The organism is Flavobacterium sp., assembly GCF_013822155.1.
Classification (GTDB): domain Bacteria; phylum Bacteroidota; class Bacteroidia; order Flavobacteriales; family Flavobacteriaceae; genus Flavobacterium.
The window spans coordinates 1-18,822 of the sequence record NZ_PNJW01000058.1; the positions used below are offsets into that span (position 1 = coordinate 1).

Annotated in this window: 18 protein-coding genes and 1 pseudogene; 14 read left to right on the forward strand and 5 right to left on the reverse strand. The window is 33.7% G+C overall.

Annotation, left to right across the window (positions count from 1 at the left end; translation table 11 throughout):
- Nucleotides 1-169: T9SS type A sorting domain-containing protein (locus tag C0512_RS16025; protein ID WP_367161020.1), on the forward strand; the 169-nt coding region annotated here is incomplete at its 5' end.
- 9 nt (nucleotides 170-178) lie between these two features.
- Here C0512_RS16025 and C0512_RS12395 read toward each other — a convergent pair.
- Together C0512_RS12395 and C0512_RS12400 are read right to left on the reverse strand one after the other, a co-directional pair.
- Complete coding sequence (locus tag C0512_RS12395) at nucleotides 179-2,659, reverse strand: DUF5686 family protein (RefSeq protein WP_290862052.1); 2,481 nt, start codon at nucleotides 2,657-2,659, stop codon at nucleotides 179-181.
- A gap of 66 nt (nucleotides 2,660-2,725) precedes the next feature.
- Nucleotides 2,726-3,715: pseudogene (locus C0512_RS12400) on the reverse strand (pyruvate dehydrogenase complex E1 component subunit beta); the annotation flags it as partial.
- 260 nt (nucleotides 3,716-3,975) lie between these two features.
- Here C0512_RS12400 and C0512_RS12405 point away from each other — a divergent pair.
- The 5 genes from C0512_RS12405 (at nucleotide 3,976) to C0512_RS12425 (ending at nucleotide 9,072) form a co-directional block, all read left to right on the forward strand.
- Nucleotides 3,976-4,722 (forward strand): electron transfer flavoprotein subunit beta/FixA family protein, encoded by a 747-nt coding sequence (locus tag C0512_RS12405; protein WP_290862053.1) that lies wholly within the window; start codon nucleotides 3,976-3,978, stop codon nucleotides 4,720-4,722.
- 84 nt (nucleotides 4,723-4,806) lie between these two features.
- On the forward strand, nucleotides 4,807-5,775 hold the full coding sequence (locus tag C0512_RS12410; protein WP_290862054.1) for an electron transfer flavoprotein subunit alpha/FixB family protein: 969 nt from the start codon (nucleotides 4,807-4,809) through the stop codon (nucleotides 5,773-5,775).
- Between the two features lie 128 nt (nucleotides 5,776-5,903).
- A complete protein-coding gene (locus C0512_RS12415) occupies nucleotides 5,904-6,527 on the forward strand; it encodes a bifunctional nuclease family protein (RefSeq protein WP_290862056.1) in 624 nt (207 codons plus the stop codon).
- A 44-nt stretch (nucleotides 6,528-6,571) separates the two neighbouring features.
- On the forward strand, nucleotides 6,572-8,230 hold the full coding sequence (locus C0512_RS12420; protein WP_290862058.1) for a nucleoside transporter C-terminal domain-containing protein: 1,659 nt from the start codon (nucleotides 6,572-6,574) through the stop codon (nucleotides 8,228-8,230).
- 17 nt (nucleotides 8,231-8,247) lie between these two features.
- Nucleotides 8,248-9,072: a thymidylate synthase gene (locus tag C0512_RS12425; RefSeq protein ID WP_290862060.1), complete on the forward strand. Its 825-nt coding sequence runs from the start codon at nucleotides 8,248-8,250 to the stop codon at nucleotides 9,070-9,072.
- A gap of 66 nt (nucleotides 9,073-9,138) precedes the next feature.
- Here C0512_RS12425 and C0512_RS12430 read toward each other — a convergent pair whose 3' ends face one another.
- Nucleotides 9,139-9,435 (reverse strand): isoamylase early set domain-containing protein, encoded by a 297-nt coding sequence (locus C0512_RS12430; protein ID WP_290862062.1) that lies wholly within the window; start codon nucleotides 9,433-9,435, stop codon nucleotides 9,139-9,141.
- A gap of 247 nt (nucleotides 9,436-9,682) precedes the next feature.
- On the opposite strand from C0512_RS12430, the gene C0512_RS12435 reads away from it, so the two are divergent.
- Both C0512_RS12435 and C0512_RS12440 read left to right on the forward strand, forming a co-directional pair.
- The gene (locus C0512_RS12435) at nucleotides 9,683-10,033 is read left to right on the forward strand and encodes a 2TM domain-containing protein (RefSeq protein WP_290862082.1); all 351 of its coding nucleotides are present in this window, start codon (nucleotides 9,683-9,685) and stop codon (nucleotides 10,031-10,033) included.
- Nucleotides 10,030-10,512: a dihydrofolate reductase gene (locus C0512_RS12440; RefSeq protein ID WP_290862064.1), complete on the forward strand. Its 483-nt coding sequence runs from the start codon at nucleotides 10,030-10,032 to the stop codon at nucleotides 10,510-10,512. Before C0512_RS12435 ends, C0512_RS12440 begins: the two co-directional genes overlap by 4 nt.
- A 60-nt stretch (nucleotides 10,513-10,572) precedes the next feature.
- Here the strand turns inward: C0512_RS12440 and C0512_RS12445 are convergent, their stop codons facing one another.
- Nucleotides 10,573-10,902 (reverse strand): hypothetical protein, encoded by a 330-nt coding sequence (locus tag C0512_RS12445; protein WP_290862066.1) that lies wholly within the window; start codon nucleotides 10,900-10,902, stop codon nucleotides 10,573-10,575.
- Nucleotides 10,903-11,079: 177 nt separating this feature from the next.
- Here C0512_RS12445 and ubiE point away from each other — a divergent pair, with 177 nt between their 5' ends.
- Together ubiE and C0512_RS12455 are read left to right on the forward strand one after the other, a co-directional pair.
- Nucleotides 11,080-11,811 carry a bifunctional demethylmenaquinone methyltransferase/2-methoxy-6-polyprenyl-1,4-benzoquinol methylase UbiE gene (ubiE, locus tag C0512_RS12450; RefSeq protein WP_290862068.1) on the forward strand — a complete coding sequence of 244 codons (732 nt, stop codon included), beginning with the start codon at nucleotides 11,080-11,082 and terminating at the stop codon, nucleotides 11,809-11,811.
- Between the two features lies 1 nt (nucleotide 11,812).
- Nucleotides 11,813-12,514, forward strand: a complete 702-nt coding sequence (locus C0512_RS12455; protein WP_290862070.1) for a porin family protein — start codon at nucleotides 11,813-11,815, stop codon at nucleotides 12,512-12,514.
- On the opposite strand, the gene C0512_RS12460 is transcribed toward C0512_RS12455, so the two are convergent.
- Entirely contained in the window at nucleotides 12,501-13,238 is a 738-nt protein-coding gene (locus C0512_RS12460; protein ID WP_290862072.1) for an RNA methyltransferase, read from the reverse strand. The two genes, C0512_RS12455 and C0512_RS12460, sit on opposite strands and share 14 nt — an antisense overlap.
- A gap of 6 nt (nucleotides 13,239-13,244) precedes the next feature.
- Between C0512_RS12460 and C0512_RS12465 the strand changes: the two genes are divergently transcribed.
- The 4 genes from C0512_RS12465 to C0512_RS12480 all read left to right on the forward strand — a co-directional run.
- A complete protein-coding gene (locus C0512_RS12465; protein ID WP_290862074.1) occupies nucleotides 13,245-15,836 on the forward strand; it encodes a BamA/TamA family outer membrane protein in 2,592 nt (863 codons plus the stop codon).
- Nucleotides 15,837-15,956: 120 nt separating this feature from the next.
- The gene (gene fbaA, locus C0512_RS12470) at nucleotides 15,957-17,024 is read left to right on the forward strand and encodes a class II fructose-bisphosphate aldolase (RefSeq protein ID WP_290862076.1); all 1,068 of its coding nucleotides are present in this window, start codon (nucleotides 15,957-15,959) and stop codon (nucleotides 17,022-17,024) included.
- A gap of 70 nt (nucleotides 17,025-17,094) precedes the next feature.
- Nucleotides 17,095-17,949: an acetyl-CoA carboxylase, carboxyltransferase subunit beta gene (gene accD / locus C0512_RS12475; RefSeq protein WP_290862077.1), complete on the forward strand. Its 855-nt coding sequence runs from the start codon at nucleotides 17,095-17,097 to the stop codon at nucleotides 17,947-17,949.
- Between the two features lie 271 nt (nucleotides 17,950-18,220).
- On the forward strand, nucleotides 18,221-18,822 hold a 602-nt coding region (locus tag C0512_RS12480; protein WP_290862080.1), incomplete at its 3' end, for a hypothetical protein.

Consider the following 18,822-nt stretch of genomic DNA (forward strand, 5'->3'; position numbering starts at 1 on the left):
ATTTAACACAGTTCGTGTTTATAATTATCTTGGACAAGAAATTTTGAGTAAAAAACTAGCCCCTATTTTTAATGAAAAGCTTGATTTATCAACTTTTGAAAAAGGCATTTACCTTGTTAAATTTACAAATGAAAGGCAAAGTGTTACTATGAAAGTTATAAAAGAGTAAATCAAAAACTTAAAAATAGAATCCAAACGAACCTTTTATAGTAAAATTATTGGTATCTGGAAGGTTTCTGTAATTTCCTCTCCAAGTACAATCCAATCGGAATACTTTAAAAATATTACCCACACCAAATCCATATTCCCAATAGGGTTTTTCAGGAGCTAAATAAGTTAATGTTGAGGCGTTTAATAAAATATTTTCTTCTGAGATAGAACCTACAACTCCTTTTATACTTACTATTTCTCTTAAATTCAATTTACGAACACCCGGGATTCTGGAAAATAACCTTCCTAAAAAATGATGTTCTAACTGAAATGTGGCATATTGATCTGATACAAATTCATAAAAATTTAAATTATTAAAGGTATTATCAATAATAAAATAAGATTGATTTCCGGGAATAACACTAAGCAAACCTAACGGAACAGCTCCAAATGTTTTACCCGCTTCTGTAATTACATTTAAACGACCAAATCCGCCCACTAAAATTGGTTTTTTGAAGTAAAACTGAAGTTTATCATAGGCGAAATCACTTTCTAGCACCCCTTCATATCCTTTGCTATAGCTGACAAAAAAACGGGAATACGGACTGTCCACAACAGCACGTTCCACTCCATACCCGATAGATTTTCGACCGGGAGTATAATCAACTGAAAAGGACATTTCTGATTGTTTTACATCCGATTGAACTGTTGTCCGCGAAGCATCGGTGTAATAATCCAGACTGAATGTTTCCGAGGCAGATTTCAATGTTCGGTAGGTTAGTCCAAATTCAAACGTTAAATTTTTCACCGGTTCAATATTCATTGACAAGGTACTTAAATTGATACTCGTTAAATTCGTATTTGAACCACTCATAAAAAGTCCGGTAGAAGCAAAACTTCTTCCGAGCACATTATTTGTAGTGGTCAAATTTGCACCAAGCTGTTCGATATCCCTTCGATTTCCGCCTTCTAAAATCAAACGTTTTTTAGGATTCAATAATATCTTTCCCGACAAACCGTATTTTACCTGATCATCTTTAAAACCATAAGCGGTGTAGGCTTGAATTCGCCAAGGGTCATTTCTGCCAAAATATGTCCGCCCACCAACTCGAAGTCGCAATCCCTCCACATCGCTATAACCAACGGTGGAAAAAATTGGTCCGAAATCAAATTTATTAAATTCTATATAGCCGCTTCCCAAAATGGAAACCAATCTGTACATCTGTTTGAATTTTTTGACCGTCTGCAGCGTATCTAACATTTTGTAAACCCCTAATTCATCTTTACTTAAACTTTCAAATCTGTTTTCAGCCCAAAATTCATCCGGCTTATTATAAACGGAATTGTCTATAAAATTGATTTCCTCTTTATAAAACTCTTTAGGTTTTTCCTCATTGAATTTGTGATTCTTATATAGAGTAGTTCTTTTTCCATAAACCCCTTGGGATTCTTCTTTTTTATTGAAGGCAAAATCAGACATCATATGATCTCTTTTTAAAAGAAAAACGGAATCATTAACCACATCAAATTCCTGTTCAATGTAAATTTCTTTAATCCAGTTAATGTTTGCACTTTTAGTAACCGCCATATTGATTGACTTTATGGCATACGTAGAATCATTCACCCAAAAATCGCCTTTGAAAGTGAGTTCTCCTTTTCGTCGGGGATAATAAACAATATTATAACACCATTTGTTATCAATAAACATACTATCCGTAAGAGCATAATTATAAACTTCAATCCCGGTGCGAGATAAAGGACTCACGAAATCTTTATCAAAAAACTTCAAATAATTATCATAAATATCATAATCGGCATATAAATCTTTGACAAAAGCAATGACTTGTTGATTATTGCTAAATCCGGAATTTTTATTGGCTTTCGTAATTTCTTTTTCTTTTTTAGTCAAATTATTTCCATAGACTTCAGAAATAGATTCATTTATGAAAATAGGTAAATACGTTTTTCCGGTTATTGCTGAAGTGTCCATTTGCTCAAAAACAAATTCCATTCCCTTAAACAGTTTTGATTTCATGGTAGCACTATCAATTGTATTCAAATCGAATTCGATTTTCTCATATTTATCAAATTGATATTGATTAAATTGTTTTAAACCATTTAATCTTTTTCGTGCCCAAATCTTACGTAAAATGTCAATTGCCGGATTATTTTTTTTAGATTGCTTGCCGGAAACCAACACAACTTCACGAAGTGTTTCCCCTTCAGCTAATTTAATTTTAAGGTTGTATGTAACCTGTTTTTCTAAAACAAGTTCTTTAGGAGTATATCCAATAAAAGAAATAACTAAAACAGCGTGGTTTTTGGCAGATTCAAGATAAAAACGGCCATTTTCGTTAGTAATAACTCCTTCTGAAGAATTTTTAAAATAAACATTTGCAAATGGAATAGGCTCATTTTTTTCATCTACAACTATTCCGCTCACTTTTGTTTGAGCAAACAAAGAAGCAGAGTACAACATGAAAAGGAAGATAACAGAATATAATTTCATAGCAAATTAAAAAAAAACTTCATCAAAATTGGGTTGATGAAGTCTCATATATAGTAGATAATATTTCTATTTATACATAACTTTTTTTACTGCCTTAATCACATCATTTGAATTAGGCAACCATTCTTTTAGTAAAGCCGGTGAAAAAGGAGCCGGTGTGTCGGCAGTGGTAATTCGTTGAACCGGAGCATCTAAATAATCAAATGCTTTTTCCTGAACCATATAGGTAATTTCAGAAGCTACACTGGCAAATGGCCAAGCTTCTTCTAAAACTACTAATCGATTTGTTTTTTTAACAGACGTTAATATAGCCTCATAATCCATCGGGCGAACCGTTCTTAAATCGATGATTTCACATGAAATACCTTCTTTAGCTAATTCATCCGCAGCGATATAAGCTTCTTTAATTATTTTACCAAAAGAAACAATCGTAACGTCAGAACCTTCTCTTTTAATATCAGCTACTCCTAATGGAATAGTATATTCACCATCCGGAACTTCCATTTTATCACCATACATTTGTTCAGACTCCATAAAAATAACGGGGTCGTTGTCTCGAATAGCTGATTTTAGCAATCCTTTTGCATCATAAGGATTTGATGGAACAACTACTTTTAATCCCGGTGTATTGGCAAACCAACTTTCAAATGCCTGAGAGTGAGTTGCTGCTAACTGACCTGCAGAAGCCGTTGGTCCTCTAAAAACCATTGGCATTGAAAACTGTCCGGCTGACATTTGACGCATTTTTGCGGCATTATTTATAATTTGGTCAATCCCAACTAATGAAAAGTTAAAGGTCATAAATTCCACAATCGGACGACAACCATTCATCGCTGAACCTACCGCGATTCCTGCAAAACCAAGTTCTGCAATAGGCGTATCAATTACTCTTTTTGGACCAAATTCATCTAACATTCCTTTAGAAGCTTTATAGGCACCATTATATTCTGCTACTTCCTCCCCCATTAAATAAATGCTTTCATCACGACGCATTTCTTCACTCATCGCCTCACAAATAGCTTCTCTGAATTGAATTGTTTTCATATAGAAATTTTCTTTAAGTCTTTTATTCGAAAGGCAAAAATAATTATTTTAAATCACTTTAAAGCATATTTTTAGTGTAAAAAATTGGCTTTTTGTAATTTTTCATTTTCAACAATTTGTAATTTTCCCATTGAAAAAATTTAATTACATAAATAAAAGAATTATTAATAGCAACGAAAACGATATAATACTGAAATTTTATTATGCACGCATACTAAAATTAGAAATATTATTTGTACTTTCGTACCCGAAAAATAATCTAAACCTTTTATATGAAAATATTAGTTTGCATCAGTCATGTGCCTGATACTACATCCAAAATTAATTTTGTCAACAGCGATTCAGAATTCGACACAAACGGTGTTCAATTTGTAATTAATCCAAATGACGAATTTGGTTTAACAAGAGCTGTTTGGTTTCAAGAACAACAAGGAGCAACCGTAACCGTTGTCAATGTTGGCGGCCCCGATACTGAACCAACATTAAGAAAAGCTTTAGCTATTGGTGCCAATGAAGCAATTCGTGTTAATGCAAATCCTACGGATGGTTTTTTTGTTGCGAAACAGTTAGCAGAAGTTATTAAACAAGGTCAATATGATTTAATTATTTGCGGTAAAGAATCTTTAGATTACAATGGTGGAATGGTACCTGGAATGATTGCCGGTTTGTTAGGATATAATTTTGTAAATGCTTGTATTGACATAAAAGTTGATGCATCAAATGCTAAAGCAGTCCGTGAAATTGATGGTGGAAAAGAAACTATTTCTGCTTCGTTACCATTGGTTATCGGTGGTCAAAAAGGCTTGGTAGAAGAAAAAGATTTACGCATTCCGAACATGAGAGGAATTATGACCGCTCGAACTAAAGTTTTAACTGTTTTAGAACCTGTTGGAGCAGCACTAAACACTAAAGCCGTAAAATTCGAAAAACCGGCAGCAAAATCAGCTGTAAAATTAGTAAGTGCTGATAATTTAGATGAATTAGTAAGTTTGTTACACAACGAAGCTAAAGTTATCTAGTCATCACTAATCAGCTTATAGTGTTCAGAATTCCAATCAAACACTTAAACTTTTAAACCATTTTAAACTTTTAAACAAAAAATTATGTCCTTATTAATATACGCAGAATCAACTGAAGGAAAATTCAAGAAAGTAGCTTTCGAATTAGCTTCTTATGCTAAAAAAGTAGCCGAATCATTAGGAACAACAGTAACTGCTGTAACAATAAATGCTTCTGATGTTTCAGAATTATCAAAATACGGAGTTGATAAAGTATTAAAAGTCACCAACGACAAATTGGCGGCTTTTAACGCAAAAGCATATGCAGATACCATCAAACAAGCTGCCCAAAAAGAAGGTGCAAAAGTGATTGTACTTTCCTCAACAACTGACAGCATTTATCTTGCTCCATTAGTGGCTATAGGATTAGAAGCAGGCTATACTTCAAATGTAGTTGGACTACCATTAAGCACCACTCCTTTTCAAGTGAAAAGAAATGCTTTTTCAAATAAAGCGTTTAATACAACTGAAATTTCTACTGAGATAAAAGTGTTAGGTTTAGCTAAAAACTCATATGGTTTAGTGGAAAGCGATTCAAGTTTATCAACTGAAGATTTTTTGCCAAATTTAAACGATGCCGATTTTAATGTAAAAGTTGAAAGCGTTGAAAAAGTAACCGGAAAAGTAACCATTGCTGATGCAGAAGTAGTTGTTTCAGGCGGTCGCGGATTAAAAGGCCCTGAAAATTGGGGAATGGTAGAAGAATTAGCAACTGTTTTAGGAGCGGCAACAGCTTGTTCAAAACCTGTTTCTGATCTAGGTTGGAGACCTCATAGCGAACACGTTGGTCAAACCGGAAAGCCCGTTGCCACTAATTTATATATTGCGATTGGTATTTCCGGAGCAATTCAACATATTGCCGGAATCAGTTCATCAAAAGTTAAAGTAGTTATCAACTCAGATCCTGAGGCACCCTTCTTTAAAGTGGCTGATTATGGTGTCGTTGGAGATGCCTTTGAAATTGTTCCTAAATTGACTCAAAAATTAAAAGAATTTAAAGCTCAAAATTCATAATTTTTTATAAATTGTGCCCTCATTGGGCTATCTAAATCGAGATAGTTGTATCTTTGTTTAGATAGCCCATTTTTTTATTATTAATTTATTCTAAGTACTTTGTACTTAATACGTTGTACTGATAGTATATGAGTCTTGTTAAACTAGCCATAAAAGGAATTTCCTATAGTCAAACCCAAAACGGTGCCTATGCCTTGATTTTAAATGAGGTAGATGGTGAGCGAAAATTACCCATCGTTATCGGAGCATTTGAAGCTCAATCTATTGCAATAGCTTTAGAAAAAGAAATAAAACCTCCTCGTCCACTTACGCATGATTTGTTCAAAAACTTTGCTGATAGGTTTGATATTGTAGTCAAACAAGTTATCATTCACAAATTAGTTGACGGTGTTTTCTATTCCAGTATTATTTGCGAACGTGATAAAATAGAAGAAATCATTGATGCCAGAACATCCGATGCCATAGCTTTAGCCTTGCGGTTTAATGCCCCTATTTTCACTTACAAAAACATCTTAGACAAGGCTGGTATTTACCTAAAAGGGAACACCATGGAGCCAGACAATCCTAGCGGTGAAAATGAAGGTATTTTAAGCAATCCGGAAACTTTTGGATTAGAAGAATCAACTGTAAAAGATAGTTATAGTGGTAAAAGCGTACAAGAATTATATGAACTCTTAAATGAAGCTGTTCAAAATGAAGATTATGAAAAAGCCGCAAAAATTAGAGATGAAATTTCCAAAAAAGAATCATAGTAAATCCCCACAAAAAATAATCCTATCCTAACAATCAAATAAAAATGTATAAAAATTTAATTTTTCTCTCTATAATCTTGCTTTCTACTTTAGGTTTAACAGGACAAGAACTTGAAAAAAAATGGCAACTAAGTTCCTCAAAAACAGATTTTTTAGAATTGAAAGAGGGAGGATATGAATTAAAAATCACCTCTGACAGCATTATACAAAAAGGGGACTATCTTGTACAAGATAATTACCTTTTTTTATTTGAAAATGGTTCGGATGCTCCAACAAAAAGATTTACAATTGAAACAAAATCTGATTCGCTGTTAACTTTAAAATCAAAAGACAAAGCGTATTCATTTTTTGCTTCTAATAAAATCAAAACTGCCACAACAGAAGCCAAATTAATTGCCAGCCAAGGGTTATCCGTAACCAGTATTTGGAAAGGAATTTTAGGCATGCTTTCACTTTTAGCTTTAGCTTATGTTTTTAGTTCTAACAAAAAAGCAATCAATTGGAAGACAGTTGGAATTGGTATTTTTGCTCAATTAATATTGGCAATTGGTGTGCTAAAAGTGGATTTTGTAAAATCACTATTTGAATTTGTGGGCGGATTATTTGTGAAAGTTTTAGATTTCACTAGAGCCGGAAGCGAGTTTTTATTGGGTGGAATGATGAATGTAGATAACTTCGGTTTCATTTTTTTGTTTCAGGTTTTACCAACTATTATATTCTTCTCTGCTTTAACTTCTTTATTATTTTATTTGGGAATAATTCAAATTGTTGTTAAAGGTTTAGCAATGTTACTGTCTAAACTATTACACATTTCCGGTGCAGAAAGTTTATCAGTAGCTGGAAACATCTTTTTAGGACAAACGGAAGCTCCTTTAATGATTAAGGCCTATTTAGAAAAGATGAATAAAAGCGAAATTCTTTTAGTCATGGTCGGCGGAATGGCCACTGTTGCCGGTGGTGTTTTAGCTGCATATATTGGTTTTCTTGGTGGTAACGACCCTCAATTGCGATTAGTTTTTGCCAAACATTTACTGGCCGCATCTGTGATGGCTGCACCGGGAGCTATTGTCGTTTCAAAAATGTTATTCCCACAAACAGAATCAATCGATACCAATGTAGAAGTTTCTAAAGACAAAATTGGCTCAAACATACTTGATGCCATTGCTACCGGAACTACTGAAGGATTAAAATTGGCTGCCAATGTCGCAGCCATGTTATTAGTTTTCATCGCTTTTATTGCGATGATTAATTACGGATTAGGCAAAATAGGAAGTTTAACTGGCTTAAATGAAATAATTGCAGAAAATACACCCTATTCTAAATTTTCATTAGAAACAATATTAGGAATTGTTTTTGCTCCATTAATGTGGTTAATCGGGGTAGCAAAAGAAGATGTCATGTTAATGGGACAACTACTAGGAATTAAATTAGCCGCTTCAGAATTTGTAGGTTATATTCAATTAGCCGAATTAAAAAATGCAGCAAATGCCATCCACTTCACCTATGACAAATCGGTTATTATGGCTACTTATATGTTATGCGGATTTGCAAATTTTGCTTCTATTGGAATACAAATTGGCGGAATTGGTTCTTTAGCACCCGGACAACGTAGAACGCTTTCAGAATTTGGATTAAAAGCAGTTATTGGAGGAAGCATTGCTTCTTTGCTTTCAGCTACTATTGCAGGAATGATAATTGGATAATTAGAAAGAATAACAAAATGAAACAATATCATGACTTAGTAAAACACGTTTTAGAAAACGGAACTCAAAAAGGTGATCGTACAGGAACAGGAACCAAAAGTGTTTTTGGCTATCAAATGCGTTTTGATTTAAATGAAGGTTTCCCCATGGTGACAACCAAAAAATTACATTTAAAATCAATTATATATGAATTATTATGGTTTTTGAAAGGTGATACTAATATCAATTATCTTAAAGAAAATGGCGTAAAAATTTGGGATGAATGGGCTGATGAAAACGGTGATTTAGGTCCTGTTTACGGTCATCAATGGCGAAATTGGAACAGTGAAGAAATCGATCAAATCAGTGAATTAATCGAAACGTTAAAAACAAATCCAAATAGCCGCAGAATGTTAGTTTCGGCTTGGAATCCTTCTGTTTTGCCGGACACATCCAAATCGTTTGCAGAAAATGTAGCTAATGGTAAAGCCGCACTTCCTCCTTGCCATGCGTTTTTTCAGTTTTATGTAGCGGATGGAAAATTGAGTTGTCAATTATATCAACGTAGTGCCGATATTTTTTTAGGCGTTCCTTTCAACATAGCATCTTATGCCCTATTTACATTAATGATTGCTCAGGTCTGTAATTTACAACCGGGAGAATTTATACATACTTTTGGCGATGCACATATCTACAATAATCATTTTGAGCAAGTAGAATTACAACTTTCCCGTGAACCAAAACAATTACCGAAAATGATTTTGAATCCTGAAATTAAAAACATTTTCGATTTTACATTTGATGATTTTACATTGGAAGGCTACGACCCACATCCGCATATAAAAGGAGTGGTTGCTGTTTAAATTTTTACAATAAAAAAATCCGTCTGATTAAAAACCGGACGGATTCAAATTTCATATAAAACAAAATTAAACGGCTACCACACTATTTTCTGCAGCAGCAAAATCATTCCATTTGTAAGCATCTGCTTCCGTATCATTTACAAATTGACCATCAACTAAATAACGGAATTCATACGAATTTGAAGCAGGTAATTCAAATGTTGCTTTGAAAGTACCATTTTTTAATTTGCTTAATTCACCTTCTGCCGGATTCCAATTATTGAAATCTCCAACCACAGCTGCTGTAGTTGCGTCTTTTGCTTCGATTGAAAAAGTTACTTTACAAACCGGTTTCGTTTTTATAAATTGTTTCTTAATTGCCATAACTATCTAATTTTTAGAATTATGGTACAAAGTAACAAAGACAATATTGAATATCAAATAGTTAAGTATATTTTTATCATATTAGCAAAAACAATAGCAAAAAAAAGTTATATTATTAATTTATAACACTTTAGTTTACATTTTCTAAACAGGAAAACGGTTTCGTATTTCATTATGTGTAAATATCTTTTTTTTATTTTTTAAAAAATAGTACCTTTAAAAACCAAAAAACAACAATTTCATGGAAATGGATAAAGAACTACACGAAAAATATGAATATGCCCGAAGAAGATTGAAACAAAAAAAGAGATTGTATTTTCATTTTGTTTTATTCCTTATTGGAAGTTTATTTTTCTTGATAATTGAGAAATTATTTGATATCCAACCTTTTGAAGGCTGGTATTTATGGGCAGTTACTATTTGGTTTTTCTTGTTTATTCTTCATTTTATTAAAGTGTATATTACTGACCGATTTATGAATAAAGAATGGGAAAGAGAACAAATTAATCGATTGGTAGCAAAACAGGAACAACGAATTAAACAATTAGAACAAAAGGCTGAAGACGAATTGAACACTAGAAATAATACTTCTATATGATTATAATGATTGCTGCTGCAGCAGAAAACAATGCTTTGGGCAAAGACAACGATTTAATGTGGCACCTTCCGGATGATTTCAAACGTTTTAAACAACTTACTTCCGGACATTATATTATTATGGGTAGAAAAACGTTTGAGAGCTTTCCAAAACCTTTACCCAATCGTACGCATATTATAATAACCCGGCAAAAAGAATATCATCCCGAAGGAACTTTAGTTGTTAATAGTATTGAAAAAGCTTTAGAACTTATTCCGAAAAGTCAGGATGCGTTTATCATTGGTGGAGGCGAAATTTATAAACAAGCACTTCAATTTACAGATAAAATTGAACTTACCCGTGTGCATCAATCTTTTGATGCTGATACTTATTTCCCGGAAATCTCCCTAGCCGGTTGGGAATTAATTCAAGAACAATATCATCCAAAAGATGAAAAACACTCCATAGATTTTACTTATCAGACTTACATTCGAAAATAAAAAAAACATCCCGATAAATCGGGATGTTCAGAATCAATGTTTTCATGTTTTAGAATCAGCTTATTCTAGTAGCAATATCTGATAACTTAATATAAAAATTACCACTGCCAAGAAAACTCCAGAAATGAAGATCACGACATTGGCAAACCTTTGAGAATACATCTCAAAGAAGCCTTTAATACCAAATACCACAAAGGTACTAAAAGCGAAAAAAACTAAAATTTCCAAAAACAAATTTAACCCTAAGAACGTTTGCGGCACCCCAACTTCAACTCCACTCGTTAAAGCGAAATTGTTGATAATGCTAACAAGAAGAAATGTGATAACTAGTGCCAGTAGTATCCATTTTAGTTCAGCTTTCATAACTCTTGATAACATGATGTTTAACATTTGATTCATGTTGTAAAATTGCACAATAACAAATACATACACAATACCCACTTTTAGTGATTTTTTACATATCACTAAATTTAGTGATATATTGTCTAACTAAAATTAAAAACAATTTAAATTTAATCATTATTGTTATACTTACAGAATAGTTTATATTTGCCTAAAATTTTGAGTATGTCTAAAACTGTCACCCCTTACAAAAATTCCAACTTAGGCAAAAAAGAACAAGTAGCACAAATGTTTGATGCCATTTCCGGAAATTATGATGGTTTGAACAGAGTAATATCGTTTGGAACAGATATAAAATGGCGTAAAAAAGTTCTAGCCATGGTAAAATCTAAAAATCCGGATACAATTTTAGACATTGCAACTGGAACAGGTGACTTAGCCTTGTTAATGTCGGAAACAAATGCAACTAGGATTGTAGGATTAGATATTTCTGCTGGAATGCTTGATGTGGGCCGTAAAAAGATTGCTCAAAAAAACTTATCAAGTAAAATAGAAATGATTTTAGGTGATTCTGAAAAGATGCCTTTTGACGACAACACTTTTGATGCGATTACAGTTGCATTTGGAGTTCGGAATTTTGAAACTTTAGAAAAAGGACTTTTAGAAATCTTAAGGGTATTAAAGCCAAATGGACTATTTGTAATCTTAGAAACTTCAGTGCCGGAAAAATTTCCATATAAACAAGGTTATAAATTCTATTCTAAAAACATTTTGCCTCTTATCGGCAAATTATTTTCAAAAGACAATTCAGCTTATGCTTACTTATCAGAGTCGGCTTCCGTTTTTCCATATGGTGAAGCCTTAAACAATATTTTGAGAAAAATTGGGTTTATAGACGTAGTAGCACTTCCGCAAACATTTGGAGTCGCAACAATTTATTCAGCATCTAAAAAGTAAAATGAGAAAATTTATTATTCTTATCATCATAATTGCAGGTTATCAAACAAAGGCTCAATTTAAAGGAACTTTTGGTAAAGACCCCATTATTCATTTAGAAAATTTCGACAAACAACGCGTCCATTGGGGTTATTTTTTGGGTTTTAACTCGTTAGATTTCAAAATAGATCAAAATACTCCATCAGAAGAAATTTTAGTAAACAGTACCGTAGGATTTAATGTGGGTTTAGTTGGCGATTTACGGTTATATGAATTCTTAAACTTACGTTTTGAGCCCGGTTTATATTATACACAAAGAGACTTAACTTTTCCCGGATTTGAAGAGAAAGTGGATTATTTACGACAAGTAAAATCAACTTATATCTTTTTCCCTTTGTTGTTAAAATTTTCTTCTGTCAGAACAGGTAATGTCAGACCTTATTTAGTAGGTGGGTTTTCAACTGCTTTGAACTTATCCAGTAATTCGAAATCTACGGATGATAATTCAAACAACCGTTTTAGAATGATACAATGGACAAACTTTTATGAAGTTGGTCTGGGAATAGACCTTTATTTGGAATATTTTAAATTCTCACCTTCTATCAGAGGGGTTTTCAGTTTGAACGATGAACTAATCCGCGATAACGACCCAAACAGCCCATGGACATCTTCTGTAGAATCCATGAAAACAAGAGGGATTTTTATCAATTTTACTTTTCACTAAAATTTCTTCTGAATTCACTTAACAAAATGGCTGAGGCAGTTGCCACATTTAAACTTTCCGTTTTTTGTAATTGACCAAAACGTGGAATACTTATTTTTGAAGAAATTTTACTTTCTACCGATTTACTAATCCCATTTGCTTCATTTCCTAAAACTAAAATTGCCTTTTCAGGAAGAGTTGATTCATATACGTTTTCACCTTCCATAAAGGCACCATAAACAGGTAAAATGCTGTTTTCTAGGAATTTATTTAAATCAGTATAAACCAAATTTACTCGACTTATCGAACCCATGGTTGCCTGAATAACTTTCGGATTATAAACATCCGCGGTTTCCGGTGAGCAAACAAGTTGTTCCACACCAAACCAATCACACAAACGAATAATAGTCCCTAAATTACCGGGGTCGCGAACATCATCCAAACAAACAACTAATCCATTTAGATTAATTGGTTTTGGTTTTGGCATTCTAAAAACCGCTAAGCAATCATTAGGCGTTTTTAAACAACTGATTTTTTTCAAATCAGATTCAGCTATAATTTCAGGAATAGGAGCCGCTGAAATAGACAAATCAGGATTTGTTGTGTAAAAATGCTCGGCAATATATTGCGATTGGAATAATTCTTGAATAACTTTTATACCCTCTGCAATAAAAAGTTGGTACTCATTTCTATACTTTTTTTGCTGTAAACTAGTAATTCGTTTAATTTGATTTTTACTAAGCATAAAAAAATGTACTTTTGGATTAAAATTATTTCCCCATTGAAAAGGATTTCTGCAAAAATATCATTTATAATTTTAATTATAGTATTATTATACGCTTGTGATTCTACAAAAAGAGTCCCAAACGGTGAAAATCTATTGGTACACACTGAACTTATTGTAGATGGTAAAACCGTTAAAAAGGAAGAGGTTATCAATTTAATCGGTCAAAAGCCAAACACACAGTTTTTAAAATTGCCTTTTAGTCTATATGTTTATAATTGGGCAAGTCCGAATCCGGATTCTCTTTTTGCTGAAAAATTCATAAAGGATACCCTTCGATTTCAAAGAACTTCAAGGCTATTGTCTGAAAAACAAGTGTATCGTTTAGGAGAATCATTTTGGTATAGTGGTGTACATAAATTTTTAAAAAGTAATGGTGAAGCCCCTGTTTTAATTGATGAACTCAGAACTAAAAAATCGCTGTATAAATTAAAATCATATTATTTTAATGAAGGCTATTTTAAGGTAACGGCAACGGAAAAAACAGATTCTGTTGGGTTAAAAAAAGTGAAGTCTACTTATACTGTTACTTTAGGAAATCCCTATGTTATTGATAGTATTACCAGAAAAATAGATTCACCGGTACTCGATTCACTCTATTTATTAACTGAAAACAGATCTTCCGTTAAAAAAGGTGAAATTTACAATTCCGGTAAGTTTGAAGACGAGCGTAACCGATTGACGGCTTATTTCAGAAACAATGGAGTGTATAATTTTCAACAGAATTATATCAGTTATGAAGTGGATACCATTTCAACCGGAGATAAAGCCAATATCAATTTACTGATTGGCAATTATTCTTATCGTTCAGGGGATACATTGGTTTCAAAACCTTTTGAAATATTCAAAATCAGTGAAGTAAATATTTATACGGATAATCCAAACTTAAAAAGCAGTTCAAAAATAACAGATACAATTACCTATAACAATTTTAATATTTACAGTTCTGATAAATTTAAATACAAACCTAAAGCGATAACAGATGCTATTTTTATTACGAAAGGTTCCACGTACAGTGATTTCAGAAACAATTTAACATCCCGTTCCTTAGCGAATTTTAAGATATTCAATTATCCTTCGATTCTTTATCAAGTCAATGAAAAAGACAGTCTTTCAAACACGTTAATCGCCAATATCTACCTAAGTCCGAGGAAGAAATATTCTATGGCACCCTCAGTTGATTTAACCCACTCTGACATTCAGGACTTTGGGATTACAGCAAATCTCTCTGCAGGAATCAGGAATGTTTTTAATGGTGCGGAGACTTTTGATGTTTCGTTAAGGGGAAACATTGGTTCTTCCCGAGACAACGCAAATCCAAATGATCAATTCTTCAATATTTCTGAAATCGGATTAGATGCAAAACTTAGTTTCCCAAGAATATTATTTCCTTTTAAAACAGACAATATTATTCCGAAAAACATGCTTCCTTCGACGCAAATCTCGGGTGGTTATGCTAAACAAAAAAACATTGGATTAGACAAAGAAAACTTAACCGGCTCTTTTACTTATAAATGGACTCCAAAAAGAAATAACTCCATTAATGTTGATTTATTTTCCATTCAGTATGTGAAAAATATTAATGTAAGTAATTATTTTAATGTTTATCAATCGTCTTATGATGCCTTGAATTCAATATCAAAAAATTATGATGTTAATCCTGATTATTATGATGAAAACGGGACAGGTGATTTAATTATAGAATCAGGTACGGATGGTTTCTTAAATGATGTTTTAGGAGACACCCCAACTATATTCCCTACGGAAGAAGATTATAATGATATTAAAAATATTGAAGACCGTAAAAGCCGTTTAACGGAAAACAATTTTATTCTATCGAGTAGTTTCAGTTATTCAACCTCAACAAAAAAAGGGATATTAGACAATAATTTTTCGGTATTTCGAACCAAAATAGAAAGTGCCGGTAACTTTCTGTCTTTGTTTTCAGGGGCTTCCAATCAACCGACGGGACCAAATGGAAATAAAACAATATTTGATGTTGAATATTCACAATACATCAAAACAGAATTTGAATATATTAAACATTTTGAGTTTAGAAAAAACAGTGTAATTGCCACCAGAGCTTTTATTGGTGTGGCGATTCCTTATGGTAATTCCGATAACATTCCGTTTTCACGAAGTTATTTTGCCGGAGGTTCTAATGACAATCGGGCTTGGCAACCTTATAGCTTAGGTCCGGGTAGCAGTAATGCACAAAATGACTTTAATGATGCCAACTTAAAAATTGCCTTTAATACCGAATACCGATTTAAAATTTTTGGTCAAGTTAGAGGGGCTCTATTTGTTGACGTTGGGAACATTTGGAACTTTTTAGACAATATTGATATTGAAGCAGCAAAGTTCACGGGATTGAGTTCATTAGAAGATATTGCTGTTGGTTCGGGTTTTGGAATTCGGTATGATTTTGGGTTTGTGGTGGCCCGTTTTGATATTGGATTTAAAACCTACAATCCGGCGAATGAAATTGGAAACAGATGGTTTCGGGAATATAATTTCAGTAATTCCGTATTCAATATTGGGATCAATTATCCTTTCTAAAACGATATCGTTTATAAATACTTAAAAAACACGACGGAAAGGAAACGATTTTGTAGTTAATAATTTCACTAAACCTTTTTTAATTATTATTTTTGTTGTCTTAACTAATACAAATTCAACATGGCACACAACATAAAGCCGGGCGTTGCTACCGGAGACCAAGTACAGGAAATATTTAGCTATGCTAAAGAAAAAGGATTTGCCTTACCGGCGGTTAATGTAATCGGATCAAGCACCATTAATGGTGTTCTTGAAACAGCCGCAAAATTAAATGCCCCGGTTATTATTCAGTTTTCCAATGGTGGAGCAGCTTACAATGCCGGAAAAGGACTTACCAATGAAGGAGAACGTGCTGCTATTTTAGGTGCTATTGCCGGAGCAAAACACATTCATACGCTGGCAGAAGCTTATGGAGCTACTGTTATTTTACATACGGATCATTGTGCCAAGAAGTTACTTCCTTGGATTGACGGTTTGTTAGATGCTTCTGAAAAGCATTTTGCTGAAACGGGAAAACCATTGTTCTCTTCGCACATGATTGATTTATCTGAAGAGTCATTAGAAGAAAATATCCATATTTGTAAAGGCTATTTAGAGCGAATGAGCAAAATGGGCATGACTTTAGAGATTGAATTGGGTGTTACCGGTGGTGAAGAAGATGGTGTAGACAACTCAGATGTTGACAGTTCAAAATTATATACACAACCGGCAGAAGTGAGCTATGCTTATGAAGAGTTGATGAAAATCAGTCCTCGATTTACAATTGCAGCTGCTTTTGGTAACGTTCACGGTGTTTATAAACCGGGTAATGTAAAGTTAACTCCGGTTATTCTTAAAAACTCACAAGACTATGTTCAACATAAATTTAATACCGGATCTAATCCGATTGATTTTGTGTTTCACGGAGGTTCAGGGTCAACGTTAGAAGAAATCAGAGAGGCTATTTCGTATGGTGTGATTAAAATGAATATCGATACTGATTTACAATTCGCTTTTACGGAAGGAATTCGTGATTATATGGTGAACAAAATAGATTATTTACGTACGCAAATCGGTAGCCCTGATGGTGCTGATTCACCTAATAAAAAACATTATGACCCAAGAAAATGGGTTCGTGAAGGTGAACTAACGTTTAACAAGCGATTAGAACAAGCCTTTGCTGATTTAAATAATGTGAATACTTTATAACAGACGAACTATCATTTACAGTTGATTATACCGCTTTTTGATTAATCAATTATCCATTAAAAAATACGATATGGCTTGGTTTAAAAGAACAGAAAAAGGAATTCAAACCGCAACGGAAGACAAAAAAGATGTGCCGAAAGGACTTTGGTACAAATCGCCAACGGGTAAGATTATTGACCAGGATGAACTGGCAAAAAACCTATGGGTGAGTCCTGATGATGATTTTCATGTGCGAATTGGCAGTAAGGAATACTTTGAAATCTTGTTTGACGATAATCAGTTTAAGGAATTAGAAGCCAAGATGACCTCAAAAGACCCGCTTCATTTTGTGGACACTAAGAAGTATTCTGACCGATTGAAAGATGCTTATGAGAAAACGGGGTTGAAAGATGCCGTTAGAACAGCCGTTGGAAAATCGAAAGGAAAGGATTTAGTGGTTTGTTGTATGGACTTTGCTTTTATAGGTGGTTCTATGGGAGCTGTGGTTGGAGAGAAGATTGCCCGAGGGATTGACTATTCGATAAAGAACAAAGTTCCTTTTATGATGATATCGAAATCAGGGGGAGCCAGAATGATGGAAGCGGCTTATTCGTTGATGCAATTAGCTAAAACTTCGGCTAAGTTAGCCCAGTTAGCTGAAGCAAAGATTCCTTATATATCATTGTGTACTGATCCGACTACGGGAGGAACTACTGCTTCGTATGCTATGTTAGGTGATGTAAATATAGCCGAGCCGGGAGCATTGATTGGTTTTGCAGGGCCACGTGTTGTTAAAGATACGACAGGAAAAGATTTGCCGGAAGGATTTCAAACGGCTGAATTTGTGTTAGAACATGGGTTTTTAGACTTTATTACGCACCGAAAAGAGCTGAAAGACAAGGTTAACTTGTATTTAGATTTAATACAGAACGAAGACGTTCGATAACAGAGAATCCCGAGTAATCGGGATTTTTTGCATTTAGGGGGTATTTATTTTAGCGGGGGCTGTTTTATTTGTGATGGATGGTATGTGGATGGAATGGTTTTGGATTATCTATCATAATTTAATTAAAGTTACTATATAGTTACTATAATGTTACTATATACTTACTATAAAGTTACTATATTTTACTTTTAATATTATTTTATTGTTATTTTAAATAATTTGTATATCTTTGGTTTTCATTAGGTTATCAACTTTTAAAAAAAGATACATTATGGCAAGACAAAAAGGTATTATTAAGCTTGAGGGTACATTGGATGGATTGAATTTTTATAATCGATTGGGTGAGCCGTTGTCGCGGATTGCGGGCGGTGGTTTTAATTCGGTGGCGATAAAGACTAAGCCGAGCATGTCTCGGGTGCGGGAGAATGGGAGTGAGTTTAAGACTTGCATGACTTCAGTGAAGTATTTTAAGCTTGGTTTGCAACCTATTAGTTATCAGTTTAAGGATACGTTGTTGCATCAACGGTTAGTGCAGTTGTTTACCCGCATCAAGGTTTTTGATTCGGTTTCTGAGCGTGGACAACGAACGGTGGGGATTGGTTTGCAGAGTGCTGCGGGGAAGAAGTTGTTGCATCGTTATGTATTGACTTCGGGGGACGGCTTGGATTCGGTTTTACGGCAGGGATTTGAGGCGGACTGGCAATTGAACGGTTTTAGGATTGCGGCATTTGATATGGCAGCTGTTCGATTTCCGAAGGGAGCAACACATGTGTTGTTAGAGGCAGGTTATTTGGTTTTTGACTTTACTACGTTTACTTATGTGTTTAGTAAGAGTGAGCGAGCAATGCTTTCAAAGCATGCTCCTACTGCTCC

What these genes read in the sequence shown, in the direction of transcription:
- ubiE (WP_290862068.1), top strand. Translation starts at nt 11,080, where the DNA reads ATGTCTAAAACTGTCACCCCTTACAAAAATTCCAACTTAGGCAAAAAA.
- C0512_RS12455 (WP_290862070.1), top strand. Translation starts at nt 11,813, where the DNA reads ATGAGAAAATTTATTATTCTTATCATCATAATTGCAGGTTATCAAACA.
- C0512_RS12445 (WP_290862066.1), bottom strand. Translation starts at nt 10,902, where the DNA reads ATGTTAAACATCATGTTATCAAGAGTTATGAAAGCTGAACTAAAATGG.
- C0512_RS12395 (WP_290862052.1), bottom strand. Translation starts at nt 2,659, where the DNA reads ATGAAATTATATTCTGTTATCTTCCTTTTCATGTTGTACTCTGCTTCT.
- C0512_RS12425 (WP_290862060.1), top strand. Translation starts at nt 8,248, where the DNA reads ATGAAACAATATCATGACTTAGTAAAACACGTTTTAGAAAACGGAACT.
- C0512_RS12430 (WP_290862062.1), bottom strand. Translation starts at nt 9,435, where the DNA reads ATGGCAATTAAGAAACAATTTATAAAAACGAAACCGGTTTGTAAAGTA.
- C0512_RS12405 (WP_290862053.1), top strand. Translation starts at nt 3,976, where the DNA reads ATGAAAATATTAGTTTGCATCAGTCATGTGCCTGATACTACATCCAAA.
- C0512_RS12465 (WP_290862074.1), top strand. Translation starts at nt 13,245, where the DNA reads ATGTACTTTTGGATTAAAATTATTTCCCCATTGAAAAGGATTTCTGCA.
- C0512_RS12440 (WP_290862064.1), top strand. Translation starts at nt 10,030, where the DNA reads ATGATTATAATGATTGCTGCTGCAGCAGAAAACAATGCTTTGGGCAAA.
- fbaA (WP_290862076.1), top strand. Translation starts at nt 15,957, where the DNA reads ATGGCACACAACATAAAGCCGGGCGTTGCTACCGGAGACCAAGTACAG.
- C0512_RS12420 (WP_290862058.1), top strand. Translation starts at nt 6,572, where the DNA reads ATGTATAAAAATTTAATTTTTCTCTCTATAATCTTGCTTTCTACTTTA.
- C0512_RS12410 (WP_290862054.1), top strand. Translation starts at nt 4,807, where the DNA reads ATGTCCTTATTAATATACGCAGAATCAACTGAAGGAAAATTCAAGAAA.
- accD (WP_290862077.1), top strand. Translation starts at nt 17,095, where the DNA reads ATGGCTTGGTTTAAAAGAACAGAAAAAGGAATTCAAACCGCAACGGAA.
- C0512_RS12415 (WP_290862056.1), top strand. Translation starts at nt 5,904, where the DNA reads ATGAGTCTTGTTAAACTAGCCATAAAAGGAATTTCCTATAGTCAAACC.
- C0512_RS12460 (WP_290862072.1), bottom strand. Translation starts at nt 13,238, where the DNA reads ATGCTTAGTAAAAATCAAATTAAACGAATTACTAGTTTACAGCAAAAA.
- C0512_RS12435 (WP_290862082.1), top strand. Translation starts at nt 9,683, where the DNA reads ATGGATAAAGAACTACACGAAAAATATGAATATGCCCGAAGAAGATTG.